The following is a 25,394-nucleotide window of genomic DNA, read 5'->3' as shown; positions in this document are numbered from 1 at the left end:
GCAGGTGTCAGCCAAATCACCGACCGGAGACGCCTTAAAATACATCGCCAAATACTGGGAAGGCCTGATCCTGTTCCTCGACGATGGCCGCATTGAAATGGACAGCAACGCTGTGGAGCGCACCATCCGCCCTATCGCCATGCAAAGAAAGAACGCGCTATTTGCCGGTCACGACGCGGGCGCGCAAAACTGGGCGATGCTCGCGTCACTGATCGAAACCTGCAAACTGAACCAGATCGAGCCGCACAACTACCTGTCCAGTGTCATCACAGCTATCGTCAATGGCCATAAACAGAAAGACATTGATCAGCTGCTACCGTGGAACTTCAAAGCCTGAAGCAACGCTTACATTTTATAATAAATGGCTGAAGGATTAAGTCGCTCCAATAGCAGTTTCCTTCCCCCCGCCTCTACCGGGGGGAAGATGGTCAACATCGACCACACGAACCAGAACGGCTGGGGGGGGGCTGGCCCCCCTTCCTCCAAAAGCAAAACGCGCCACATTTCTGCAGCGCGCCTTCCTGTTTTCATCAATTCCGATATCGGCTTAGCGAACCTTGAGCGTCGCCAGACCGATCATCGCCAGGATCAACGAAATGATCCAAAAGCGGATGACGATCTGCGGCTCGGCCCAGCCCTTTTTCTCGTAGTGGTGATGGATTGGTGCCATCAGGAAAACGCGTTTGCCCGTGCGCTTGAAATACAGAACCTGAATGATCACCGACAGGGCTTCGACCACGAACAGACCGCCGACAATCGCCAGCACCAGTTCGTGTTTCGTGGCGACCGCAATGGCCCCCAAGGCCCCGCCGAGGGCCAATGAACCGGTGTCGCCCATGAAGACCGCAGCGGGGGGCGCGTTGTACCATAAGAACCCCAGACCCCCGCCAAAGATACCGGCGGTAAACACCAATATCTCGCCTGTGCCCGGTACATAGTGCACGTCCAGATACTCGGTGAAATCGACGCGCCCCACGGCATAGGCAATCACGCCAAGCGCCCCTGCGGCAATCATCACCGGCATGATGGCCAGCCCGTCAAGCCCGTCGGTCAGGTTCACCGCATTCGCCGCGCCTACGATCACGATGATCGAGAAGGGCACGAAAAGATAACCAAGGTTGATCAGCGTGTTTTTGAATACGGGAAGGGCCAGCTGGTTTTGCAGCTCTTCGGGGTGGAACTGCGCCGCCCAATAGGCCGCACTGCCCGCGATGATAAAGCCCAGCAACAGGCGCATCCGGCTCGAAACACCTGCGGTCGTTTGCTTGCTGACCTTGGCGTAATCATCAGCGAAACCGATGGCGGCAAAGGCCATCGTGACCAGCAGCACCATCCAGACGAACGGGTTGTCCAGCCGCGCCCAAAGCAGCGTCGAGGTCAGCAACGCGCCGACAATCAGCAATCCGCCCATGGTCGGCGTGCCCGCCTTGACGAAATGCCCTTCTGGGCCGTCATCACGGATTGGTTGCCCTTTGCCCTGCCGTTTGCGCAGCACCGCGATCAACGGTTTGCCGAACAGAAAGCCGAAAATCAGCGCGGTCAGAAAGGCCCCACCGGCACGGAAGGTGATATAGCGGAAAAGGTTAAAGAAATCGCCGCCATCCGACAGGAGGGTCAACCAATAGAGCATCGTACGCGTCCTAACTCAAAATCTAGTGGGCTCAGCCCCGTCGTTCATTCGGGACCGGATGGCCCATTTTGCGGATCGCGTCAACGATCAGCCCTAGTTTCATGGACAAGGACCCTTTAGCGAGCACAACATCGCCACTGTCCAGATGCCCCGACAGCCCCGGCAACAGCTCGGCTGCGGTTTCGGCCCATTCCCCGCGTTGATGCGCGGGCAGCAAATCGTACAAGGACTTCATCAGCGGACCGACGCAGTGGACCACATCCAGCGTTTTAGTCGCCTCCAGATGCGCCAGACCGGCATGTAGCGCGATCTCGTCGGGACCGAGTTCTTTCATGTCGCCCAGATAGGCAATACGCCTGCCCTTGCTGACCCGTCCGATGTCATGGGTCACGTCGGCAGCGGCCAGCACCTCTAGGGCGGCAGCCATCGAAGTGGGGTTCGCGTTATAGCTATCGTCGATGAGGTTCAGCGTCAGATGGGTGTCCACAATATCCAGCTGGATCACTTCGCGCACGCCGCGGCCTTTATACGGGGTCCAACGTCCCAGCGACGCGGCAGCAAGAGCCAGATCAGCCCCCATCGCTTGCGCGCAGGCCAAAGCGCCCAAAGCGTTCATCGCAAAATGCCGTCCCGGTGTGCCGATCTTGAACAGCAGCGGTGTGCCGTCGGCGTCGGCGCGCACCACCGTGGTATCGCCTTGCACCTGCACATCCAGCAGTTTGTACTGATAGCCATGTTCACCGAATTCGACCTCGCGCAGGCGACGATCCACGGCCTTGGCCATCAAGATCGCGGCATGTTCGATATCGGCGTTGATCACGGCAACGCCACCCGGCTGCAGCCCGTCGAACACCGCGGCTTTTTCCACGGCGATCTCGGCGACATTCGCAAATGCCTCCAGGTGGACGGCGGCGACGGTGGTGATCATGGCAACGTCAGGCTTCGCCATTTGTGCCAGCGGAGAGATTTCTCCGGGGTGGTTCATGCCGATCTCGATCACGGCGTATTCCGTATCGGCGGGCATCCGCGCGAGCGTCAGCGGCACGCCCCAGTGATTGTTATAGCTGTCGACAGAGGCATGCGCGCGCCCTTGGTCCGCAAAGATTGCGAGCAGCATTTCCTTGGTCGAGGTTTTGCCGACGCTGCCTGTCACCGCGACGACCTTAGCCTGCGTGCGGGCACGCGCAGCAGCGCCAAGCGCCTCGAGCGCCTTGAGCACATCATCGACGACCAGCAACGGCGCATCGTCGGCCACGCCCTCGGGCACATGGGTGACCAATGCAGCCCCTGCCCCTTTGTCCAGCGCCATGGCGACAAAGTCATGCCCGTCGCGCACATCCTTCAGCGCGACAAACAGATCGCCTGGTGCGATGGTGCGGGTATCAATCGACACGCCGTCGCAAGACCATGCGCCGATGGCGCGGCCACCTGTGGCGCGTTCAGCTTCTTTTGCTGTCCATAAGCTCATGCCAGTCTCCCATCCAGCGCCGCGACAGCGACACTGGCTTGTTCCACATCATCAAAGGGGAGCACATCATCCCCGATGGTTTGTCCGGTTTCATGTCCTTTGCCCGCGATCAGCAGCGCGTCGCCTGCGCCAATCGCGTCGATGCCGCGCAAAATCGCTTCGGCGCGGTCGCCGACTTCGGTGGCGTCGGGGGCACCTTGCATCACGGCATGACGGATGCTTGCGGGATCTTCGGAGCGCGGATTGTCATCGGTCACAAACACCATATCTGCATGGGACGCAGCGGCTTGCCCCATCAGCGGACGCTTGGCGCGGTCACGGTCGCCGCCTGCCCCCACGATCGCCACCAGACGCCCCATCACATGCGGGCGCATCGCCTGAAGTGCTGTGGCGATGGCGTCGGGGGTGTGGGCATAATCCACAAATACCGCCCCGCCATTATCGCGGGTCGCGGCAAGCTGCATGCGGCCGCGCACGGTAGTCAGATGTGGCAATGTATCAAACACATGCGCAGGGGTGCCGCCGCAGGCGATCACCAGCGCCGCTGCAAGCAAGACGTTGTCTGCCTGAAATCCGCCAATGAGGTTCAGCCGTTTCTGATAGGTCTTGCCGCGATAGCTAAACCGCAGGTCCTGCCCCGTCGCGTCAAAGCGCTGGCCGGTCAGATGCAGATCGCCGCCGTCGCGCCCCACGGTGATCACCTCGCAGCCACGGGCGCGTGCGATAGCGACCATATCGACCCCCTTGGGATCATCGATATTGATCACCGCCGTTCCGTCCTCGGGCAGCACCCGCGAGAACAGTCCGGCCTTGGCGTCGAAATAGGCGTCGAAGGTCTCGTGGTAGTCCAGATGGTCTTGGGTAAAGTTCGTGAACCCCGCCGCATTGAGCGTCACGCCATCCAGCCGGCGCTGGTCCAACCCGTGGCTCGACGCCTCCATCGCGGCATGGGTGATGCCGTTGGCAGAGGCTTCGGCCAGGGTGCGGTGCAGGGTGATGGGCTCGGGCGTGGTATGCGCCAGCGGTGCGGCCCATGCGCCTTCGACGCCAGTGGTGCCAAGGTTGACAGCGGCCAACCCCATCTCGATCCAGATTTGCCGCACGAAGGTGCTGACAGAGGTTTTGCCATTGGTGCCGGTGACGGCAATCATCGCCTGCGGCTGCGCACCGTACCACAGGGCTGCCGCGCGCGACAGCGCCTCGCGGGGGGCGTCGGTGACGACAAGGGCCACGTCGGCCTGTGCCAGCGCGTCAGCCGCCAGTGTGGCCCCCTCGGCGTCGGTCAACACGGCCACCGCGCCCATGCGAAGTGCATATTGGATAAACTCGGCCCCGTGGACCTTGCTGCCGGGTATGGCGGCGAACAGGGTGCCGGGCTGGACCTGACGGCTGTCGACACTGATACCTGTAACGGGCGGGTTGCCCCCCCCTTTCGCGGTCAGACCAAGGGAGGATAACGGGACGGCCTGTGTGCCCATAGGGACGCTCTTTATATTAGTTGCTGCTGGAGAGCGTTATATCAGCGAGGCTGTCCGGTTCAACAGTTGGTCGCAGACCCAGCAGGGGGGCGACGCGACGGACCATTTCCGCAGCCACGGGCACGGCTGTCCAACCGGCGGTGCGGCGCGGTTTGTCGCCCGAGGTCTCGACAGGTTCGTCCAGCGTGACGATCAGCACGTATTTGGGGTCATGCGCCGGGAACATACTGGCAAAGGTCGCGATGACCGTATCCTCAAGATAGCCACCCCGGGGGCCGGGTTTATCCGCCGTACCGGTCTTGCCGCCGATCTGGTAGCCGGGCACTTCGGCAAAGCTGGCCGTGCCTTCGGTCACCACGGCACGCAGCATTGCGCGGGCATCCGCCGCCGCGCGTTCAGACATCACACGCGGGCCGACCACGGGGCCAGACTGCTTGCGCAACGTCGGGGTGACCTTGTGCCCGCCATTGGCGATGGCAGAATAGCCCGCCGCCAGATGCATCGGGCTGGAGGACAGGCCGTGGCCATAGGAGACGGTTACGGTGCTCAGCTCTTGCCAGCGCTGCGGCAGCAAAGGCTTGCCGCCAGAGGCTTCGACGATCTCGAACGCGGTTGGTTCAAAAAAACCGAGGTTTTTCAGGAACTCCTGCTGACGCTCCGCGCCGATCTCAAGCGCAAGCCGCCCTGTCCCGCGGTTGGAGCTGTGCACGATGATCCCCGTCACCGTCTGCTTGCCGTAGTTCTTGCCGCGGAATTCGCCGATGCGGAAGCCGCCGACCTTCATCGGGCCAGAGGTGTCGATCACCGTATCCGCCGTGGCAATGCCAAGGTCGATCGCCTGTGCCGCGGTGAAAATCTTGAAGACAGAACCCAGCTCGTAGACGCCTTGCACCGACCGGTTGAACAGCGGGCTGTCGGACGCATCGCCCGTGACGGCGGCATGAGGCCGGTCGTTGGGGTCGAAAGAGGGCAATGATACGGCGCTGATCACCTCGCCCGTGTGCACATCCATCAGGACCGAGGTCGCCCCCTTGGCGTTCATCAGCTTCATGCCGCCATAAAGAATACGCTCGGACGCGGCCTGTACGGTCATGTCGATCGACAGTTCCAGCGGCTTGTTGCCATTGGCCGGATCGCGCAGATAATCGTCAAAGTATTTCTCTGCTCCCGCGACGCCGATCACCTCGGCGGCATGAACGCCCTCGCGGCCATAGCTGGCCCCGCCCATGATATGCGCGGCAAGCGACCCATTGGGGTAAAGGCGCATATCACGCGGCGCGAACAGCAAGCCCGGCTCGCCGATATCATGCACGGCCTGCATCTGCTCAGGGCTGATTTTCTTCTTGATCCACAAGAACTTGCGCTTGCCGGTAAAGTCGCGCAGCAGGCGTTCTTCGTTCAGGTCAGGAAACACGGCCATCAGCTTTTTCACGGCCCCCTGCGGGTCGATCATGTGGTGCGGCTGCGCATAAAGCGCATGTGTCTCAAAATTGGTCGCCAGCAGATTGCCATTGCGATCCACAATATCGGCGCGGGTGGCCGAGATCACGGAACCGGGGGCCGCCGCGCGCGGCTCTGTCGGGTCGGTGGTCGCCATGACCCCCATACGCGCGCCCACAACGGTGAAGGCGCAGAAGAAGAAGACCCCCAGAACCAGCAATCGCCCCTCGGCGCGTTGCCGCGAGGCGTCGCGCATCTGCTCGTGGCGGATACGCTTGTTTTCGCGCTCGATCGCGTCGGGGTTTTCGCCCTTTTGACGGGCTTCAAGAATACGGGCCAGCGGGCGCAGTGGGGTGCGGATCATTCGGGAGCCTCCATCGAGGATACGTCAACGCCGTCGGTGATCTCGAACAGCGGCAGTTCTGGCAGCGGCGGGTAGCTCACCTGATCGATAGATCCGAACTGGTCAGGATGCAGCGGCAAAAGGTTCAGCCGGTCAAAGTTCAGCTCTGCCAGATCGCGCAGACGGTCGGGGCGGTTCTGATAGGCCCATTCCGCCTTGAGCACGGCCAGACGGCTGTAGGCTTCGCGGATTTCATAGCGCAGGTCATCGGCATCACTCAGGGCTTGCTGGGTCGCGTAATTCTCGCGGTAGGCCCAGAAGGCCAGCCCGATCACCGAAAAGGTGGTTAGGATGTAAAGCACGGTTCTCATACGGTTAATCCCCTGACCATAGGCATGCCGAGTGTCTTGGCATCGATGCTGCCCGCAGGCGCATCAGTGCGAATTGCGACGCGCAGCTTGGCCGAGCGGCTGCGCGGGTTCTCTTCCAGCTCTTGCGCGTCGGGCCCGATGGCCTTGCGCTTGAGGATCTTGAACTGCGGCGCGGGTGCTTCAATTTCGGGCGCAAAGCGGTTGGCGTTGCCCCCTGCCCCCGCACGCGCTGTCAGGAAGCGTTTGACCATACGGTCTTCGACCGAGTGGAAGGTCACGACGGCCAGCTGGCCACCGGGTTTCAACGCACGTTCCGCCGCCATCAACCCGTTGAACAGCTCGCCATATTCATTGTTCACCGCAATGCGCAGCGCCTGAAAGCTGCGGGTCGCAGGATGCGACTGGCCGGGTTTCGAGCGCGGCAAACAGCTTTCGACCAACCCTGCAAGCGCCAGCGTTGTGGTGATCGGGGCCTCTTCGCGGGCACGTACGATCGCTTTGGCGATGCGACGGCTGGCGCGTTCTTCACCGTATTGGAACAGGATATTGGCGATCACCTCTTCCTCGGCCTCGTTGACGATATCCGCCGCAGGGGGGCCGTCCTGGCTCATCCTCATATCAAGCGGCCCGTCACGCATGAAAGAGAACCCGCGTTCTGCCAGATCAAGCTGCATGGAGGACACGCCCAGATCCAGCACGATCCCGTCCAGATCCTGTGCATAGTCGTCCATTTTGGAAAACACGCCGCGCTGCATGATGATCCGGTCGCCATAGTCACCGGCCCAGGCCTGCGCCATTTCAAACGCGAGCGGATCACGGTCCACGGCCACCACCTGCGCAGCACCTGCGTCCAGCAGTCCACGGGTATAGCCGCCCGCGCCGAAGGTGCCATCCAGCCAACGCCCCGACACAGGGGCCACCGCCGCCAGCAAGGGGCGCAGCAGAACCGGAGTATGGGGGGCGGAAGGGGTATCGTTGGGTCCGCTCATATCGATCAAGCCTCCGGCTTGCCGTCCAGGAAGGCCATCGGATCAAAGTCTTCTGGCAGCTCGTCCAGCCATTCCTCTTCGCGGGCCTTTTCTTCGGTCTCGTAGGTTTCGGGCTTCCAGATCTGGAAGGTATCACCGGCGGCGATAAAGAATGCTTCGTTTTCCAGATCAATTTTGTTGCGCAGCTTCGCTGGCAGCACCAAACGGCCCGTTTCATCGACCGAGGTCGGAAAGGACTGACCGTGGAACAGGCGCTGCAACATCTTACGCTGCATCGATCCACGTGGGAGGGCGTCGATCTTGTCATCGACCTCGTCGATGGCTTGCATGGTATAGCATTCAAGATAGCTGCGGCGGCTGTCGCCATAGACGATTACCAGCTCGGGCGTGCCACCGTTCTGCCAATTCGGATCACCGGCTTCCAACACACGACGAAAAGAGGCTGGGATAGACACCCGCCCCTTCGTATCGACCTTGTGTTGGCTTTCGCCTCTGAACCTGCGGCTCACGTGTGTGTCCCTGCCTGTGACGCTGATGCGCCTTAAACTTTTGCCCCCGGCGGTAGATGTAGAAACGGCGGGTTGATCTGCTGCCACTGATCAACCCGCCGCCCGTCCCGCCTTGGCGGGGAAGTCCGACTGCGCGCGCCACCTGGGGGGGATGTCTGCTCGCTCGCGCGCCGGATCTCTTGGTCTGATGAAAGCGAGGTGCCTGTATGAACCTGCTAGAGTTTTATTTGGTCGTTGGGGTCGTTTGGTGCCCCGTGTCCCGTTCTCATCCGATGCACTAGGGATGCCATGGGAATTGATGGGCGTCTATAAGTTTTTTGGGAATTGCACACTAAATTTGGTTTTACACAGGGTTGTAAAACAACATGTGGGGAGAATATCGGGCGTATTTCTGGCTCATATCGGCAAGTTATGGCGTATAACCACAATATATTGACGAAAAATGAACGCGCCAAATTTTCCCACAATTTCCCAACATTTTTTTACCACAGAGTTATCCACAAGCCAGGTTCGCCACCTGTTCTGCAATTTATACACCAAATATTTAGCTTTGCTCCGCAAACTGGGGATTCCGCGCCGCAGGCGGCCAATTTCCGCCGAATCATCTTGCCAATCCAGCACAAGAAGCTGAGCGGGCTCCCATGATTTCCCACGGCAATTCCCATACGCTCCCATAGCTCGGAATTATTGGCGCTCGCGTCAGATACACAAACGCCGCACAAAATACATGCGCGGCGTTAAACTCTAAGACAGAGGGAGAAGTGGGCCGCCCTAAGCCATCCCGCCTTTAATTAACCCTTCAGCGATACGTGCATAGGCCTGCGCCATCGGACCATCTCCCGCCGCGACCGGTGTACCACTATCGCCCGAGAGGCGCGTGTCCAGATCAATAGGCAGACTCCCCAATAGCGGCACATCCATTTTGACTGCCTCTGCGGCAACACCACCATGGCCAAAAATCTCATACTGCGACCCGCAATCAGGACAGACAAACAGTGACATATTCTCAATCAAACCCAGCACGGGTGTCTTTAGGGTATTAAACATATCAATCGCCTTGCGCGCATCAATCAAAGCCACATCCTGCGGTGTCGACACCACAATCGCGCCGGACAGCTCGGATTTGGTGCAAAGGGTCAGTTGCACATCCCCTGTCCCCGGCGGCAGATCGACGAGCAACACGTCAAGCTCGCCCCACTCCACCTGCCCAAGCATTTGCTGCAGCGCGCCCATCAACATAGGGCCACGCCAAACGACCGCTTTACCCTCTTCCATCATAAAGCCGATAGACATCAAGGTTACCCCATGGGCATGCAGCGGAATGATCGTCTTGCCGTCCGGCGACGCTGGCCGCTTGTTCACGCCCATCATCCGCGGCTGGCTGGGACCATAGATATCGGCATCGAGCAGACCGACCTTGCGCCCTGCCCGCGCCAACGCCACGGCGAGGTTGGAACTGACGGTGGATTTACCGACACCGCCCTTGCCAGACCCGATGGCCAGAATACGCTGAACACCTGCCGGCTTCATCGGGCCATCCTGCGCCTTCGGATGTCCGCCAATCTTGAGGCTGGGTGCCGCTTGTTTGGGCGCAGGGCCGTGGGCGGTCAAAGCAACCGTGACGGAACTGACGCCATCAATCTCGCGCACGACCGCCTCCGCCGCGTCACGCAAGGGGGCCATCTGCGCCGCGACCTGCGCATTCGGTGCCTCTATAACAAACCGCACCACATCGCCCTCAATAGTTAAAGCGCGAATAAGGTCGTGATCGAGTATCGACTTACCGTCCGGCAACTTCACGCGCGCCAGAGCAGTTTCAACATCGGATTTAGAGAGTGGCATGGCGTTTTCCTTTAGAGACTGCCTTTGACATGGCAGTTTCTGGCCAAATCGCAACCCTGCGTTCAAATCCCGCACAGGACCCAAGCAAAACGAACATTTTCCGCCCAATAATTACGCATTCACCCCATGTTTTCGCTGCATAGCAGCATTGCACGATTAGATAATTGTGCAGGCGCAGCAAATAGGTCAAAAAGACTTCAGGAACGCAGATACTGCGCTCCAAGTTTAAGACCAAACCATCCATCCTCCTCCCGGATGTGTTTGTTTTCGGCGGCGATACCCTCCTCCTCCCTGGTATCGTCGCCATTTTTTTCACATCATCGCAATTCCGGATCCAAGCGTTTGCGCTGTGGTTATTTTTGTTCCCGTTCAGGATGTTACGTCACCTTCCCCTATGCACTTTCTGCATAGCAGCATTGCCGATCTGGCTGTTGTGCAGCTGCAGCATTTTCCTACATAACCAACACAAGACGAATGATAACGAACTCAGACGAAACAAGACGAGGTACTCCGATGGCCTACTTGAACACCACAACCGCACCGACCCTGGCAGACCGTTTTGCCGCGCTGATGTCCACATTTGAGACTCGCCGCAAACAACGCCGGGTATACCGCTCGACCTTCAACGAACTCAGCTCTCTGTCAAACCGCGAGCTGAACGACTTGGGCATGGGCCGCTCGCAAATTCGCGGCATCGCACTGGAAACAGCGCGCAACGCTGCTTAACTGATACCGGATCGGGCACACGCACCCTCCCTGTTGTGTGCCTGTAGAAAGCTTCGGGTCTCCTCCTCCTCCCTGAGACCGGCGGCTTTCACTAACGTCCCCTTCCCCCTTTCCTCCCGATTGGATTGGGGACGTAGATAAAGACGGCGGTGCTTTCCTCCCAAAGCACCGCCGTTCTTGCATTCAAACTTTGATATTTCATTAAGGCGTCAACGCTCCGTTCAAAACGGAACGTCGTCTGACGTGCTCAGGTAGCGCGAAACGACCTTTTTGACGCCCGCCTTGTCAAAGGCGATCTCAAGCTTATCCCCTTCGATTCCAATAACTTTACCATAGCCAAACTTTTGGTGGAAAACCCGTTCCTCCATGGCAAAGCTGCTAACGGCAGACATATCGATTGTCATATTGCGGACCTCGGCGGGTTGGCTGGTCCCACGCCCCTGGCTGCGCGTCTGCAACCTGCGCCATCCCGGCGAGTTATAAACATTCGCCTCGGCCGCCTTTTCGTGCAGATTCGATTTGGGCATCGCGGCACCATACCCGCCGCCATACAAACCAGGCGGTGTCAGCACATCAACGTGCACTTCGGGAAGTTCATCAATAAACCGCGACGGCATGGCGCTTTGCCACTGTCCGAACACGCGCCGATTGGCCGCGAATGAAATCGTGCACAGCTGCTCCGCCCGCGTGATCCCAACATAAGCAAGCCGGCGCTCTTCCTCCAAGCCTTTAAGACCGGATTCATCCATAGACCGCTGCGACGGGAAAAGCCCATCTTCCCAACCGGGCAGAAAAACAGCCGGAAATTCCAGCCCTTTGGCCGCGTGCAACGTCATGATCGACACCTTTGCGCCACCATCGTCACTTTCATTGTCCATGATCAGGCTGACGTGTTCCAGAAAACCCTGTAGATTCTCGAACTGCTCCAGCGCCTTAACCAGCTCTTTCAGGTTCTCAAGCCGCCCGGGTGCCTCTGGCGTTTTGTCGTTCTGCCAAAAACCGGTATAGCCGCTTTCATCCAATATGATCTGCGCCAGTTCGATATGGCTTACTTCGGGCGGGCCATATTCATTGTGAAACTGCGGCGCGCCCTCGTCGATCACGCTATCATCTTCGACCACAACTTGCAGCCGAGGGCCCCTTGCCAGTTCAGACCACCGTTCAATACCATCAATAAGCAAGCGCAGCTGCGCCGCGCCGCGCCCACCGATGCCCCCATTCGCCAACAGAATGCGTGCTCCTTCAACGAGGTTAACACCATTCTCCCGCGCTGTTTTCTGAATATTCTGCTGCGCCTTGTCGCCCAAACCACGTTTCGGGGTATTAACGATTCTCTCGAACGCGAGATCGTCATCCGGTGATGTCACCACTCGGAAATAAGCCATTGCGTCGCGAATCTCTAACCGCTCATAGAACCGCGGGCCGCCAATCACGCGGTATGGTAGCCCAATGGTCAAAAAACGGTCTTCAAAAGCCCGCATCTGGTGTGAGGCCCGCACGAGAATTGCCATATCATCCAGCGTATAAGGGTCCAGCGCTCTGGTTCCACGTTGCAATGCTTCGATTTCATCACCGATCCAGCGCGCCTCTTCCTCACCATCCCAATGTCCGATCAAACGAACTTTTTCCCCCTCACGGGATTCCGTCCACAACGTCTTGCCCAAACGCCCCTCGTTTCCAGCAATCACGCCTGATGCAGCGGCGAGAATATGCGGTGTTGAACGATAATTCTGCTCAAGCCGGACGACATGCGCCCCGGGAAAATCCTTTTCGAACCGTAGGATGTTACCCACTTCGGCCCCACGCCAGCCATAGATCGACTGGTCGTCATCCCCAACGCAGCAGATATTCTTGTGGTCGGATGCAAGCAGGCGAAGCCACATATACTGGGCGACGTTGGTATCCTGATATTCGTCCACCAATATGAATTTGAACCAGCGCTGGTATTGCCCCAACACATCTTCGTGCTGCTGAAAAATGGTGACCATATGCAATAGCAAATCACCAAAATCACAGGCATTCAGGTCCTTCAATCGTGCCTGATACTGCGCATACAGCTCTGAGCCGCGGTGGTTGTAAGCCCCCGCATCGGCCGCAGAAATCTTGTCAGGTGTCAGAGCCCGGTTTTTCCAACCATCAATCACCCCCGCAAGTAGCCGCGCGGGCCAACGCTTGTCATCAATGCCTTCCGCCTTGATCAACTGCTTGAGCAAGCGCAGCTGGTCATCCGTATCCAGAATGGTAAAATTCGATTTAAGCCCCACCAATTCAGCATGACGACGCAACAGCTTAACGCAGATCGCGTGAAAAGTGCCGAGCCAAGGCATCCCTTCGATACTTTGCCCCAGCATATGTCCGACGCGGTTTTTCATCTCTCGCGCGGCCTTGTTGGTAAAGGTCACGGCAAGAATTTCATTCGGCCTGGCACGTCCGGTATTCATCAGATGCACGATCCGCGCTGTTAACGCCTTGGTCTTGCCCGTCCCCGCACCGGCCAGCATCAAGACGGGGCCGTCCATCTGCTCTACCGCGGCGCGCTGCGCAGGGTTTAACCCGTCTAGATAGGGTTGCGGACGCGCAGCCATAGCGCGCGATGATAAGGAAGCGCCCTCAAAGGCGGCCATTTCGTCGAAATCATTCATGCCGCCAATCTATCGTGCAAGACCGCTAAATAAAAGACGCGTTCGCAAAATGTTCTTGGTGCAATTCTAACAAATTCTTCGCTGAATGCGTTCTAGGGCGAAGATGTGATCTGTATCTTACCTGTCCGCTCCTCCTTCTATCGGTTGCCGCGTTTGGACCTCCCCCTTCGTACCAGCCAACATCTTTCCAAAGGGTAAAAAATCCAAGCAAATCAAAAAAACTTCTGCTTGCACGGAACGTCATTCAGACGCAACAATGCCGCAGCGCAGCGTTACAGATCACGCTACATGCTTGAAAACGAAGATTTCTTGCCAGCAGGAAGGCCTATATATGACCGACTTTAAGAAAATTCTAATCGCGAACCGCGGCGAAATCGCCATTCGAATTATGCGTGCGGCCAACGAGATGGGAAAAAAGACGGTCGCGGTGTTCGCCGAGGAAGATAAGCTGGGGCTGCACCGATTTAAAGCGGACGAAGCCTACCGGATCGGAGCCGGATTAGGGCCCGTTGCCGCTTATCTTAGCATTGATGAAATTATTCGTGTCGCAAAAGCCTCTGGGGCGGATGCGATTCATCCCGGCTATGGGCTCTTGTCAGAAAATCCCGATTTTGTAGATGCTTGCGCGCAAAATGGCATTACCTTCATCGGTCCTCGGGCTGAAACGATGCGCGCTTTGGGTGACAAGGCCAGTGCGCGCCGTGTCGCCATGGAAGCCGGTGTGCCGGTCGTGCCCGCGACGGATGTATTGGGCGACGACATGGAGCTCGTGCGGAAACAGGCTGCAGAAGTTGGCTATCCGCTCATGCTCAAGGCATCTTGGGGGGGGGGGGGACGCGGGATGCGCCCCATCGACAACGAAAGCGAGCTTAAAGAAAAAGTTTTAGAAGGGCGGCGCGAGGCCGAAGCTGCCTTTGGAAACGGCGAAGGATATCTGGAAAAGATGATCCTCAAGGCGCGCCACGTCGAAGTGCAGATTCTTGGCGACAGCCACGGCGAAATCTACCATCTATTTGAACGAGATTGTTCGGTTCAGCGCCGCAACCAAAAGGTTGTAGAACGCGCACCCGCCCCCTACCTCAGCGACGAACAACGTGCCGAGATTTGCGAATTGGGCCGAAAAATCTGCGCTCATGTGAACTATGAATGTGCGGGCACCGTCGAATTCCTCATGGATATGGACGACGGTAAGTTCTATTTTATCGAGGTAAATCCGAGGGTTCAGGTTGAACACACCGTGACCGAGGAAGTCACCGGCATCGACATCGTACAAGCCCAGATCCTGATCGCCGAGGGCAAGACCATCGCCGAGGCGACAGGGAAGGCGACCCAGGCGGATGTCCAGCTGAACGGCCATGCCCTACAGACACGGATCACCACGGAAGACCCGCAAAATAATTTTATCCCTGATTATGGTCGCATCACCGCCTTTCGCGAGGCGACCGGTATGGGCATCCGCCTTGATGGCGGCACGGCCTACTCCGGCGGCGTTATCACGCGGTATTACGACAGCCTGTTGGTCAAAGTCACCGCCAAAGCGCAAACGCCAGAGCAGGCGATCGCCCGCATGGACCGCGCCCTACGCGAATTCCGCATCAGGGGCGTGTCTACGAATATTGCATTTGTCGAAAACCTGCTGAAACATCCGACCTTCCTCGACAACAGCTACCACACTAAATTTATCGACCAAACGCCAGAGCTGTTCACGTTTGAAAAGAGACGCGACCGGGCGACAAAAGTGTTGACCTATATCGCCGACATCACGGTGAACGGGCACCCCGAGACAGAAGGGTTCGAGCGCCCCGCTGCAGCAGTGCGCGCGCCACAACCCCCTGCTGCCCGCGCCGAACCCATGATGGGCACACGCAATTTGCTCGAGCAGAAGGGCCCTCAGGCTGTCGCCGACTGGATGGAACAACAGCGGCAGTTGCTTATCACCGATACCACCATGCGCGACGGCCACCAGTCTTTGCTCGCCACGCGGATGCGCAGCCATGATATGATCAAGGTTGCCCCGGCCTATGCTGCTAATCTTCCACGACTTTTTTCTATGGAATGTTGGGGTGGTGCCACCTTTGACGTGGCCTACCGGTTTTTGCAGGAATGTCCGTGGCAACGCCTGCGCGACCTGCGCGCGGCCTTGCCCAACGTGATGACCCAGATGCTGCTGCGGGGATCGAATGGCGTTGGTTACACCAACTACCCCGACAATGTGGTACAGGAATTTGTCCGCGTTGCCGCGACCGAAGGCGTAGATGTATTTCGCGTTTTTGATAGCCTGAACTGGGTTGAGAATATGCGTGTCGCGATGGACTCGGTGATCGAGAACAACAAGATTTGTGAGGGTACGGTCTGTTATACTGGTGATATTTTCGACCCGGACCGCGCCAAATACGACTTAAAATACTATGTCGCCATGGGCAAAGAACTGAAGGCGGCCGGCGCACATATTTTAGGTCTCAAAGACATGGCCGGTGTGCTTAAACCAAATGCCGCCAGAGCGTTGATTAAAGCGCTGAAATCCGAGGTCGGACTGCCGATACACTTCCATACCCATGACACCGCAGGCACGGCCATCGCGACCATCATGGCGGCGTCAGAAGCGGGTGTCGATGCAGTAGATTGCGCGATGGATGCGCTATCGGGGAACACCTCTCAGGCGACACTCGGGTCGGTTGTCGAGGCGCTGAAGCACACAGATCGCGACACAGGTTTGTCGATGGACGCGGTGCGCGAAATCTCGAACTATTGGGAAGATGTACGCAAGGAATATGCAGCCTTTGAGACAGGCATGCAGGCCCCCTCCTCCGAGGTATATTTGCACGAGATGCCCGGTGGTCAGTTCACCAACCTCAAGGCGCAAGCCGCGTCAATGGGGCTGGACGACAGGTGGCCCGAGGTTGCCAAAACCTATGCCGAAGTGAACCAGATGTTTGGCGATATTGTCAAAGTCACCCCGTCTTCCAAAGTTGTGGGCGATATGGCGTTGATGATGGTATCCCAAGGGTTAACCCGCATGCAGGTCGAAGACCCCAAGGCGGAAATGTCCTTTCCGGACAGTGTGATCGATATGATGCGCGGCAATTTGGGCCAACCCCCCGGCGGGTTCCCAGCCGCGATTGCCGACAAGATTCTAAAGGGCGAAAAACCTAATACAGCACGTCCCGGTGCCCATCTGCCCCCCACGGACCTAGAGGCAACGCGCAAGGAGCTGCGCGACCTGCTAGAAGGGGCTCAGGTCGAAGACGACGACCTGTCGGGGTACCTCATGTATCCGAAGGTTTTTCTGGATTACATGGGGCGTCACCGAACATATGGTCCCGTCCGTGTGCTGCCGACGCGCACCTTCTTCTACGGGATGGAGCCCGGCGAAGAAATCACCGCGGAGATCGACCCGGGCAAGACGCTTGAGATCCGCCTGCAAGCGCTGAGCGAGACCAATGAAGACGGCGACGTCAAAGTCTTTTTCGAGCTGAACGGTCAGCCGCGCGTGGTGCGTGTGCCCAACCGCCTGGTCAAAGCGACGACGGCCCAGCGACCGAAGGCCGAGATCGGCAACGTCAATCACATCGGCGCACCAATGCCAGGGGTTGTGGCCTCTGTCGGGGCGACTGTGGGGCAAAAGGTCAAATCAGGTGACCTGCTGCTCACCATCGAAGCCATGAAGATGGAAACCGGGATTCATGCGGACCGTGATGCAGTGGTCAAAGCGGTGCATGTCACCCCAGGTGGCCAGATCGACGCCAAGGATCTGCTGGTCGAACTAGAATAACCGATTGAGGGGCCAAGCGTGTCTATGCTGTGTCGCTTGGCCCTGATTGTCCGCTATATGCCAAGCCAGATATTCCCAACCAGCGCCGCGGATGGACGTCCTAATGCCCTATGAATGGAGATCACCACCCAACGCCCCGACGCAGATTCTAACCCTGCGGCCGCATCAATCCCTGTCGGCAAAGGGCTTTGCCAGTTTTATCCTGACAACCTTTATCCTGATTCTGATCCCTGTACTGTCCCTCCTGGGGACGGTGTTGTTATGGGGATTGCTTCCTTTCATTCTGGCCGCCGTGGCAGGCATTTACTGGGCGCTACAGCGCAACCATAAGGCCAGAAAGATTGAAGAAGTGTTTACACTCGACCACCACACCGCCCATTTATCGCATCACACAGCCGGAGGGGACGTCAAGGAGTGGCAATGTAATCGCCATTGGGCCGTCGTCACTAAATATGAAAAAGACGGCCCCGTACCCCATTATGTGACCCTGCGCGGGATGGGACGTGAGGTCGAAATAGGCGCATTCCTGAGCGAGGAAGAACGGATCACCCTTTACGACGAGCTGAACCGTTCATTGCTCCGTTGAGCGTTAGCTCAGACGCTCTTTAACTTTGGGCCCAACCGCGCCAAAATCCATTTGTCCCGTGTACTTCCCCTTGAGCAAGCCGATCACCTTGCCCATGTCACGGATCGAGGTCGCGCCCACTTCGGCGATCGCGTCATCCACCGCTTTAGTGCTTTCTTCTTCGGTCAGTTGGCGCGGCAAGAACTCTTCGATTACGCCGATCTCTTCGCGCTCGCGGTCGGCTAGGTCAAGCCGGCCACCCTCTTCATAGGCGCGTACCGATTCCATACGTTGTTTCGCCATTTTGCCTAAAATCGCGAGCACTTCTGCGTCGCCAACACCAGTATCGCCTTCATCAGCGCGCGCCGCGATGTCTTTGTCCTTGATCGCCGCGTTGATCAGCCGCAAGGTCGAAAGGCGCTTGGCCGCCTTGTCCTTCATTGCCTGTTTTAGTGCTTCCGAGATGCGAGTCCGCAGTACCATTACCATCGTCCTTTTGACCCTAAGGGGAATTAAGCCGTGCAACATAGACATATTGCGCCGCGCAGGCAATGCCACACAGGACCGTTAAGTCATTGTTAAATATGCATATTTCATTTTAGACACCCTATTGACCCCGGCAGCACGCCGCCTTAGGTTGCCACCGTTTAACTCCATATACCTGCCGCTGGAGGCCCCCCACATGACCGCGACCACATCACCTCGTCCGACTGCCTGCCTGGCGCTAGCGGACGGATCGCTTTTCTACGGCATGGGCTTTGGCGCAACGGGCGAAACCGTGGCCGAGCTTTGCTTTAATACAGCAATGACCGGCTATCAGGAAATCATGACCGACCCGTCTTATGCGGGGCAAATCGTGACGTTCACCTTCCCCCATATCGGCAACACTGGCACCACCCCCGAAGACGACGAAACCGGCGATCCGGTAGCGGCGGGTATGGTCGTAAAGTGGATGCCTACGGACCCAAGCAGCTGGCGCTCCGTACAGCCGCTGTCCGACTGGTTGGCGTCCCGCGGGCGTATCGCCATCGGTGGCATTGATACACGTCGCCTGACTCGGGCAATCCGTCAGCAAGGCGCGCCCCATGCGGCACTGGCACACAACCCGGACGGCATCTTTGATGTCGAAGCTCTGGTCGCAGCTGCCCGCGCGTTCGCCGGTCTGGAAGGCATGGATCTGGCCAAGGACGTCAGCTGTAAGCAATCCTACCGCTGGAATGAAATGCGTTGGGCCTGGCCAGAGGGCTATACCGAGCAGGAGAATGCGCCACATAAAGTTGTTGCGATCGACTATGGTGCCAAACGCAACATCCTGCGTTGCCTCGCTTCGGCTGGCTGTGATGTCACGGTCCTGCCCGCATCTGCAACATATGAAGATGTAATGGCTCATAATCCCGATGGCGTTTTCCTGTCGAACGGCCCTGGCGACCCCGCTGCGACCGGCGTTTATGCCGTGCCGATGATCAAGGAAGTTCTTGAAAAAACGCAGCTTCCGGTTTTCGGCATCTGCCTTGGTCACCAGATGCTAGCGCTCGCGTTGGGCGGTCAGACGGTCAAGATGAGCCACGGCCATCACGGGGCGAACCACCCGGTCAAAGATATCGATACGGGGAAAGTTGAAATTACCTCGATGAACCACGGGTTCGCCGTTGATGCGCAAAGCTTGCCAAGCGGTATCGTGGAAACGCATCAATCGCTGTTTGACGGATCCAACTGCGGCATTCGGATGGAGGGGCGTCCGGTTTGGTCCGTCCAGCACCACCCCGAAGCCAGCCCCGGCCCGCAAGACAGTTTTTATCTATTCGAACGTTTCGCCACGGCCATGGCGGAACGGGCCAGCTAAGCTGCAAGGGCGCGGGCGCTTCCTTCACCCGCAATTAACGCCGCATTAAGGTAACTCTGCCACGGTCGAATTATTCCGAAAGGAAGGGATTCGACCGATGAGCAACCTTGGGCTAGAGCTGAAATCACCAAAACCCGCGCGTGTACGCGGGCGGTATCGGCCCTTGGGCCGGATATTGGTTGACGCCGGCCTGATCGATCAGGCCGCTTTGGTTCATGCCCTCGAAGCGCAGCAAACCCTTGATGCGCCCCTTGGGGATATACTCGTTGCCCAAGGCCTCGTCTCGCGCAGCGAGGTGACCAAGGCGCTGGTACTCCAACATCAGATCCAGCAGGTTGATCTTGACACCGACCCGCCTAAAGCAACCCTCGCGCGCCATCTAACAGCCGAAGAATGTCTACGGCACAAGATCGTGCCGTGGCGATGCTTGGGTAAAACTCTCTTTTTAGCAACAAGCAGGCCAGATCGGCTGAGCGAGATCGAAGGGGAAGCCTTCGGTGATGTCGACCTTGATATTGTCCCCGTGCTTGCAGAACCCGCCCAGATTGATCGACGGATCACAGCACTTTATGGACCTGTTTTAGCGAGGCGCGCTGCGACTCGTGTCCCTGCGGATCAAAGCTGCCGTACTTGGCGCATTGCCGGTCCAGGGCGACGTCTTTGGGCCTGCACTGTAGGCGGTGCCGCAGCCCTCCTGTTTATAGCGCTACCGGCATGGACGTTCACCGCATTTGTCGCCTTGGCGTTGTGTTGCAGCGCCATGATCATGACCCTGCGGCTGTCATCTTTCGTTGCACGGTGCTTATGGGGGAACACCCCACATGCGTCGGATCCCGCCCCGCCGCCAGTGCCTGCAAGACGCCCCAAAGTATCCGTTCTTGTGCCCCTTCTGCACGAAGAGGAAATTGCGGGCGCTTTGATTGCGCGGCTTGGTCAACTGACCTACCCCAAGGCATTGCTTCAAGTCGTTTTGGTGTTGGAAGAAGGCGATCAGATGACCCGTGATACGATTGCGCGCACCAGGCTGCCTTTTTGGTTCGATGTGATCGAAGTCCCTCAAGCAGGAAAGCTGCGCACCAAGCCGCGCGCACTGAACTATGCACTGGATTTTTGCAACGGCAGCATCATCGGCGTATGGGACGCCGAAGATGCGCCCGAAGTCGACCAGCTTGACCGCGTGGTACAACATTTTGAGCACGCCCCACCAAATGTCGCCTGCGTCCAAGGGGTACTGGACTATTACAACGCGCGGACCAATTGGATCTCGCGCTGTTTCGCGCTGGAATATGCTTCTTGGTGGCGCGTTATTCTTCCGGGCGTCGCGCATCTGGGGCTGATCATCCCGTTAGGCGGCACGACGCTTTTCTTCCGACGTCCTATCCTGGAAAAGCTATGTGGCTGGGATTCCCATAATGTCACCGAAGACGCCGACCTCGGGGTGCGGCTTGCGCGGCATGGGTACCGAACCGACCTGTTACCAACGGTCACCTACGAAGAAGCCAACTTTCGCGCATGGCCCTGGATCAAGCAACGGTCGCGCTGGCTGAAAGGCTTCTTGATTACATGGGTCGTACACAGCCGCGCGCCGCTCCAACTGATCCGAGACGTGGGGATCATCCGCTTCCTTGGCGTGCAAACGCTGTTCCTCGCGACATTTTGCCAGTTTATCTTCGCCCCATTTCTCTGGACCTTCTGCCTTCCGCTTTTCGGTGCATCACATCCTGTTGAAACCACCCTTGGGCCTGAAGCATTCTATAGCCTATTTGGGTTTTTCGTGTTTGCCGAAATTCTTAGTATTGCCATCGCAATGACGGCCGTATCCGGGTCTCAGCACCGGCACCTTATTCCGTGGGCAATAACGTTGCCGTTCTATTTTATTCTAGGGTCATTCGCGGCCTATAAGGCACTTTATGAATTCGTGGTCATGCCGTTCTATTGGGACAAAACCGAACATGGCGTCAGCCACAAATCCGACAATGGGATGCAAACCAGATCGGCTCGCCCCCCTTAACCCTCCTCCTTGCGTTGCGCGGCCTCTTGCTTCAGCCGCGTCATAAACGCGACCGAGATATGCGTCCGCAAGGCTTCGTCCGCACCGTCTTCGTCGCGCTGTTCAATCATCTGCACAATGCGATCATGTTCATCCTGTGCAATTGCGCCGCGTCCGTCCACCGCCAATGATGACGTCGCCATCAGGGCCATGGACCGATGCACCAGATCAAGTTGCTGCACGAGATATCGGTTGTGGGACGCCAGATGAATTTGTTTGTGAAACCGCCTGTTTGCCCGTGCCAGCGCGGCCGGGTTGTCGCGCAATGCATCGTCTTCCTCGACCATTTCACGCAGCACGCGGACTTCTTCAGTCGTTGCATGACGCGCTGCAAGCCGCGCGGCGAGCCCCTCCAGCTCTCCGCGCACAACGTAAAGCTCGGCCATCTGGTTGTGATCCAGCGATGCAACGATCAAACTGCGGCCGTCCCGCGCCAGCAAAGATTGCGTCTCAAGCCGTTGTAATGCTTCGCGAACCGGCGTTCGGGACACGCCAAACCGTTCGGCCAGTTCGCTTTCTACCAAGCGATCGCCGGGTCGATAGGTGCCCACATCAATCGCGTCCAAGATCATCGAATAGGCGTCAGTGGGTCCGGAGCGTGGCGTCGTCATGGGTTCTCTTTCAAAAGGCTCCGGCACCTTAGCCCCCGCGTCCAATTGCGCAACCCCGTGATCTTGCACAGTACCCTCAGGCGGCGTAGCAAGTCCTTATGAAAAATACCGATTTCTCTCACGTGAACACTTGGGTGTTCGACCTTGATAACACGCTCTATCCGCCGTCGGCGCGCCTGTTTGACCAAATCGAACAGCGCATGACCGACTGGGTAATGACCGCGCTGAACGTAGACCGACGGCGCGCGGATCATCTGCGCAAGCACTACTGGCACACCTATGGCACGACTTTGGCGGGGCTGATGCGCGAACACGACCTTGATCCTGGCCCGTATCTGCATGAGGTACACGAGATTACCTTTGACGCGCTGGTACCTGATCCGCTGCTTGCGGCGCGGATCGCCGCACTGCCGGGGCGTCGGATTATCTATACCAACGGGACAGCCCCCTACGCCGAGAAGGTCATTGCCGCACGGGGATTGTCGGGGTTGTTTGATGCTGTCTATGGCGTTGAGCACGCTCAATATTTACCCAAACCCGAACGCGCCGCCTATGATCTGATATTCGCCACCGATGCGTTGACCCCATCGTCCGCCTTCATGTTCGAAGACGACCCGCGCAACCTGATCGCCCCGCACGAAATGGGGATGGGCACGGTGCACGTCGCAGAAAGAGCAGAGCCCGCGCCGCATATTCACTTTCACACCGATGATCTTTCAGCTTTTCTTGCAAAAATTACGGACTAACTGATGACCATGACATGTGACATTTTGATTTCGGGCGGCGGCATTGCCGGTTTGACAGCGGCGGCAGCCTTCGGCAGCGCAGGGTTCAATGTGGTCTGCGTCGACCCGACGCCCCCAGTGACCGATGGCACGGCGCAGGGGGCCGATATGCGCTCTACTGCGATGTTGCAGCCAGCCCGCCGCGTGCTCGAGGCGGCAGGGATATGGGCGCATCTGTCGGATCATGCAGCACCCTTGCAGGTCATGCGCATTATTGACGCCGGCGGGGATGGCGACGCACCGCTGACCAGTCGCGCATTTGATGCTGCTGATATTTCGGATCAACCCTTTGGCTGGAATTTTCCGAACTGGCTGCTGCGGCGTGCTTTGTTAGAGCGTTTAACCGCCCTACCGAATGTCGATTTTCGCCCCGGAACAGCGACGACGTCATTATTCACGCGCACCACCGGGGCACGCGTAGGGCTCGACGATGGCACTAAGATATCGGCCAAACTGGTGGTTGCCGCTGATGGGCGCGACAGTCCGATGCGAGACGCAGCCGGCATAGAGGTAACCCGCCAAAGCTATGGTCAAAAGGCGCTCGCCTTTGCAGTCACACACCCGACCCCTCATGAAAACGTATCAACCGAAGTGCACCGCAGCGGCGGGCCCTTCACCCTCGTGCCCCTGCCCGACCGCGACGGCCTGCCCTGCTCTGCGGTGGTGTGGATGGATGACGGCGCGGCATCGCTCGCCCGGATGGCGCTAGACGCCGATGCCTTCTCTCTCGCCGCAACAGAGCGCAGCGCACAGGTGCTTGGCCCGCTGACATTAGCATCACAGCGCGCTATCTGGCCGATCATCAGCCAACACGCGGCGCGGCTGTCGGGGGAACGCATTGCCCTGATCGCCGAAGCTGCACACGTCATGCCCCCCATCGGCGCACAGGGGTTGAACATGTCGCTACAAGACATCGCGACGCTGCTGGAGCTGTCCCAAAAATACCGCGACGATCTGGGAAGCCAGCCGATGCTGGACGCCTACCACAAGGCCCGTTTTGGCGATATCCAGCTGCGCCTGCGTGGCATTGATCTGCTGAACCGCGCCAGTCAGGCGAAAACGCCCTTGGCCCGCGACGCTCGTGCCAAAGGGTTGAGCGCGCTTTATGCGCTGCCGCCTGTCCGGCGCATGTTGATGGAGATGGGGCTCGGTATGCGGCAAGAATAACCTGCCGCATAGCTTTATTTACAGAACCTTATCAACCACGGCAGCCAAACGCGCGAGCGTCGCATCCACATCGTAAAGCTTGTCCAGTCCGAACAACCCCAGCCGGAACGTCTGAAAATTCTCTGGCTCGTCACACATCAGCGGCACGCCAGCAGCAATCTGCATCCCTTCGGCGGCAAAGGCTTTGCCGTTGTGCACCGACGGATCCGAGGTATAGCTGACAACCACGCCCGGCGCGGCAAACCCCTCCGCCGCGACAGAGACGACGCCCTTGTCGGCCAACATCTTGCGAACAGAATCCCCCAGACGCCACTGCGCCTCCTTCAGCCGGTCGAAACCATAGGATTTGGTTTCCAGCATTGTATCGCGAAACAGGCGCAACGCATCGGTCGGCATGGTGGCATGATAGGCGTGGCCGCCGTCTTCATAGGCCCTCATGATGCTGTGCCACTTGCCCAGATCAATCGCAAAACTGTCAGACTTGGTCTCTCCCATGCGTGCAACAGCGCGGTCCGACATCATGACCAGCCCGGCAGAGGGGGATGCGCTCCAGCCCTTTTGTGGCGCGGACAGCAATATGTCGACGCCAAGCGCCTTCATATCCACCCAAGCGCAGCCCGACGCGATGCAATCCAGCACCACGAGCGCGCCAACGGCATGGGCCGCCTGTGCCATCTGCTTAATGTAGTCGTCCGGCAGGATAACACCGGCGCTGGTTTCAACATGCGGCGCAAACACCACCTGCGGTTTGTGCGTCTCAATGGCTTTTACTACGTCGTCGATGGGGCATGGCGCGAACGGCGACGGCGTGCTGTTGCCTTGCATCTGCGCCTTCATCACTGTCGCATTGCCGGTCAGATCGCCGCTCTCGATGATCTGGCTCCACCGATAGGAAAACCAGCCGTTGCGCACGACCAGCACCTCGGCCCCCCGTGCGAACTGACGGGCGACCGCCTCCATCCCGTAGGTGCCGCCCCCGGGGACCACCGCCACGGCATCGGCGTTGTATACGTCCTTGAGCAGAGTGCTGATGTCACGCATGACCTCTTGAAACACGGCGCTCATATGGTTCAAGGACCGGTCGGTGAACACGACCGAAAACTCTTCAAGCCCTTCCGGGTCAACTGAATTTAGCAAAGCGGGCATGATATCCTCCTGATGGT

The 25,394-nt window shown here is 58.4% G+C and carries 20 protein-coding genes; 8 read left to right on the top strand and 12 right to left on the bottom strand.

The window, feature by feature from the left end; genetic code table 11:
* On the top strand, positions 1-337 hold a 337-nt coding region (locus tag BLQ98_RS06515), incomplete at its 5' end, for an IS66 family transposase (protein ID WP_141135305.1).
* A gap of 210 nt (positions 338-547) precedes the next feature.
* On the opposite strand, the gene mraY is transcribed toward BLQ98_RS06515, so the two are convergent.
* The 8 genes from mraY to BLQ98_RS06475 form a co-directional block, all read right to left on the bottom strand.
* Positions 548-1,630, bottom strand: coding sequence for a phospho-N-acetylmuramoyl-pentapeptide-transferase (gene mraY / locus BLQ98_RS06510; RefSeq protein WP_093732524.1), 1,083 nt, complete (start codon positions 1,628-1,630; stop codon positions 548-550).
* Between the two features lie 31 nt (positions 1,631-1,661).
* Positions 1,662-3,098: a UDP-N-acetylmuramoyl-tripeptide--D-alanyl-D-alanine ligase gene (locus BLQ98_RS06505; RefSeq protein WP_093732523.1), complete on the bottom strand. Its 1,437-nt coding sequence runs from the start codon at positions 3,096-3,098 to the stop codon at positions 1,662-1,664.
* A complete protein-coding gene (locus BLQ98_RS06500; protein ID WP_093732522.1) occupies positions 3,095-4,576 on the bottom strand; it encodes a UDP-N-acetylmuramoyl-L-alanyl-D-glutamate--2,6-diaminopimelate ligase in 1,482 nt (493 codons plus the stop codon). The genes BLQ98_RS06505 and BLQ98_RS06500 overlap by 4 nt, the downstream gene beginning before the upstream one ends.
* A gap of 16 nt (positions 4,577-4,592) precedes the next feature.
* Positions 4,593-6,380: a peptidoglycan D,D-transpeptidase FtsI family protein gene (locus tag BLQ98_RS06495; protein ID WP_093732521.1), complete on the bottom strand. Its 1,788-nt coding sequence runs from the start codon at positions 6,378-6,380 to the stop codon at positions 4,593-4,595.
* Positions 6,377-6,730, bottom strand: a complete 354-nt coding sequence (ftsL, locus tag BLQ98_RS06490) for a cell division protein FtsL (protein WP_005854161.1) — start codon at positions 6,728-6,730, stop codon at positions 6,377-6,379. Before ftsL ends, BLQ98_RS06495 begins: the two co-directional genes overlap by 4 nt.
* Complete coding sequence (gene rsmH / locus BLQ98_RS06485) at positions 6,727-7,719, bottom strand: 16S rRNA (cytosine(1402)-N(4))-methyltransferase RsmH (protein WP_093732520.1); 993 nt, start codon at positions 7,717-7,719, stop codon at positions 6,727-6,729. Before rsmH ends, ftsL begins: the two co-directional genes overlap by 4 nt.
* 5 nt (positions 7,720-7,724) lie before the next feature.
* A complete protein-coding gene (gene mraZ / locus BLQ98_RS06480) occupies positions 7,725-8,228 on the bottom strand; it encodes a division/cell wall cluster transcriptional repressor MraZ (protein WP_093732519.1) in 504 nt (167 codons plus the stop codon).
* 771 nt (positions 8,229-8,999) lie between these two features.
* Positions 9,000-10,070, bottom strand: a complete 1,071-nt coding sequence (locus BLQ98_RS06475) for an Mrp/NBP35 family ATP-binding protein (RefSeq protein ID WP_093732518.1) — start codon at positions 10,068-10,070, stop codon at positions 9,000-9,002.
* Between the two features lie 513 nt (positions 10,071-10,583).
* Between BLQ98_RS06475 and BLQ98_RS06470 the strand changes: the two genes are divergently transcribed.
* Positions 10,584-10,796 (top strand): DUF1127 domain-containing protein, encoded by a 213-nt coding sequence (locus BLQ98_RS06470; RefSeq protein ID WP_093732517.1) that lies wholly within the window; start codon positions 10,584-10,586, stop codon positions 10,794-10,796.
* Between the two features lie 221 nt (positions 10,797-11,017).
* On the opposite strand, the gene BLQ98_RS06465 is transcribed toward BLQ98_RS06470, so the two are convergent.
* Entirely contained in the window at positions 11,018-13,438 is a 2,421-nt protein-coding gene (locus BLQ98_RS06465; RefSeq protein WP_093732516.1) for an ATP-dependent helicase, read from the bottom strand.
* Positions 13,439-13,769: 331 nt separating this feature from the next.
* Between BLQ98_RS06465 and BLQ98_RS06460 the strand changes: the two genes are divergently transcribed.
* Together BLQ98_RS06460 and BLQ98_RS06455 are read left to right on the top strand one after the other, a co-directional pair.
* A complete protein-coding gene (locus BLQ98_RS06460; protein ID WP_093732515.1) occupies positions 13,770-17,210 on the top strand; it encodes a pyruvate carboxylase in 3,441 nt (1,146 codons plus the stop codon).
* A gap of 103 nt (positions 17,211-17,313) precedes the next feature.
* On the top strand, positions 17,314-17,796 hold the full coding sequence (locus BLQ98_RS06455) for a DUF2244 domain-containing protein (RefSeq protein WP_093732514.1): 483 nt from the start codon (positions 17,314-17,316) through the stop codon (positions 17,794-17,796).
* A 3-nt stretch (positions 17,797-17,799) separates the two neighbouring features.
* On the opposite strand, the gene BLQ98_RS06450 is transcribed toward BLQ98_RS06455, so the two are convergent.
* Entirely contained in the window at positions 17,800-18,258 is a 459-nt protein-coding gene (locus tag BLQ98_RS06450) for a GatB/YqeY domain-containing protein (protein ID WP_093732513.1), read from the bottom strand.
* Positions 18,259-18,457: 199 nt separating this feature from the next.
* Between BLQ98_RS06450 and carA the strand changes: the two genes are divergently transcribed.
* Both carA and BLQ98_RS06440 read left to right on the top strand, forming a co-directional pair.
* Entirely contained in the window at positions 18,458-19,618 is a 1,161-nt protein-coding gene (carA, locus tag BLQ98_RS06445) for a glutamine-hydrolyzing carbamoyl-phosphate synthase small subunit (RefSeq protein WP_093732512.1), read from the top strand.
* A 97-nt stretch (positions 19,619-19,715) separates the two neighbouring features.
* Positions 19,716-21,629, top strand: coding sequence for a glycosyltransferase family 2 protein (locus tag BLQ98_RS06440; protein WP_093732511.1), 1,914 nt, complete (start codon positions 19,716-19,718; stop codon positions 21,627-21,629).
* Here BLQ98_RS06440 and BLQ98_RS06435 read toward each other — a convergent pair.
* The gene (locus BLQ98_RS06435) at positions 21,626-22,279 is read right to left on the bottom strand and encodes a GntR family transcriptional regulator (protein WP_093732510.1); all 654 of its coding nucleotides are present in this window, start codon (positions 22,277-22,279) and stop codon (positions 21,626-21,628) included. The two genes, BLQ98_RS06440 and BLQ98_RS06435, sit on opposite strands and share 4 nt — an antisense overlap.
* A gap of 98 nt (positions 22,280-22,377) precedes the next feature.
* On the opposite strand from BLQ98_RS06435, the gene BLQ98_RS06430 reads away from it, so the two are divergent.
* Both BLQ98_RS06430 and BLQ98_RS06425 read left to right on the top strand, forming a co-directional pair.
* Positions 22,378-23,025, top strand: coding sequence for a pyrimidine 5'-nucleotidase (locus tag BLQ98_RS06430; RefSeq protein WP_093732509.1), 648 nt, complete (start codon positions 22,378-22,380; stop codon positions 23,023-23,025).
* 3 nt (positions 23,026-23,028) lie between these two features.
* Positions 23,029-24,231 (top strand): UbiH/UbiF family hydroxylase, encoded by a 1,203-nt coding sequence (locus BLQ98_RS06425; protein ID WP_208596026.1) that lies wholly within the window; start codon positions 23,029-23,031, stop codon positions 24,229-24,231.
* Between the two features lie 18 nt (positions 24,232-24,249).
* Here the strand turns inward: BLQ98_RS06425 and BLQ98_RS06420 are convergent, their stop codons facing one another.
* On the bottom strand, positions 24,250-25,377 hold the full coding sequence (locus tag BLQ98_RS06420; RefSeq protein WP_093732536.1) for an aminotransferase class V-fold PLP-dependent enzyme: 1,128 nt from the start codon (positions 25,375-25,377) through the stop codon (positions 24,250-24,252).
* Positions 25,378-25,394: the final 17 nt, after the last annotated feature.

This window comes from Sulfitobacter litoralis, assembly GCF_900103185.1.
GTDB classification, from domain to species: Bacteria; Pseudomonadota; Alphaproteobacteria; order Rhodobacterales; family Rhodobacteraceae; genus Sulfitobacter; species Sulfitobacter litoralis.
Note: the sequence above shows the minus strand (reverse complement) of the source record. Positions and strands in the feature narration are given on the sequence as shown.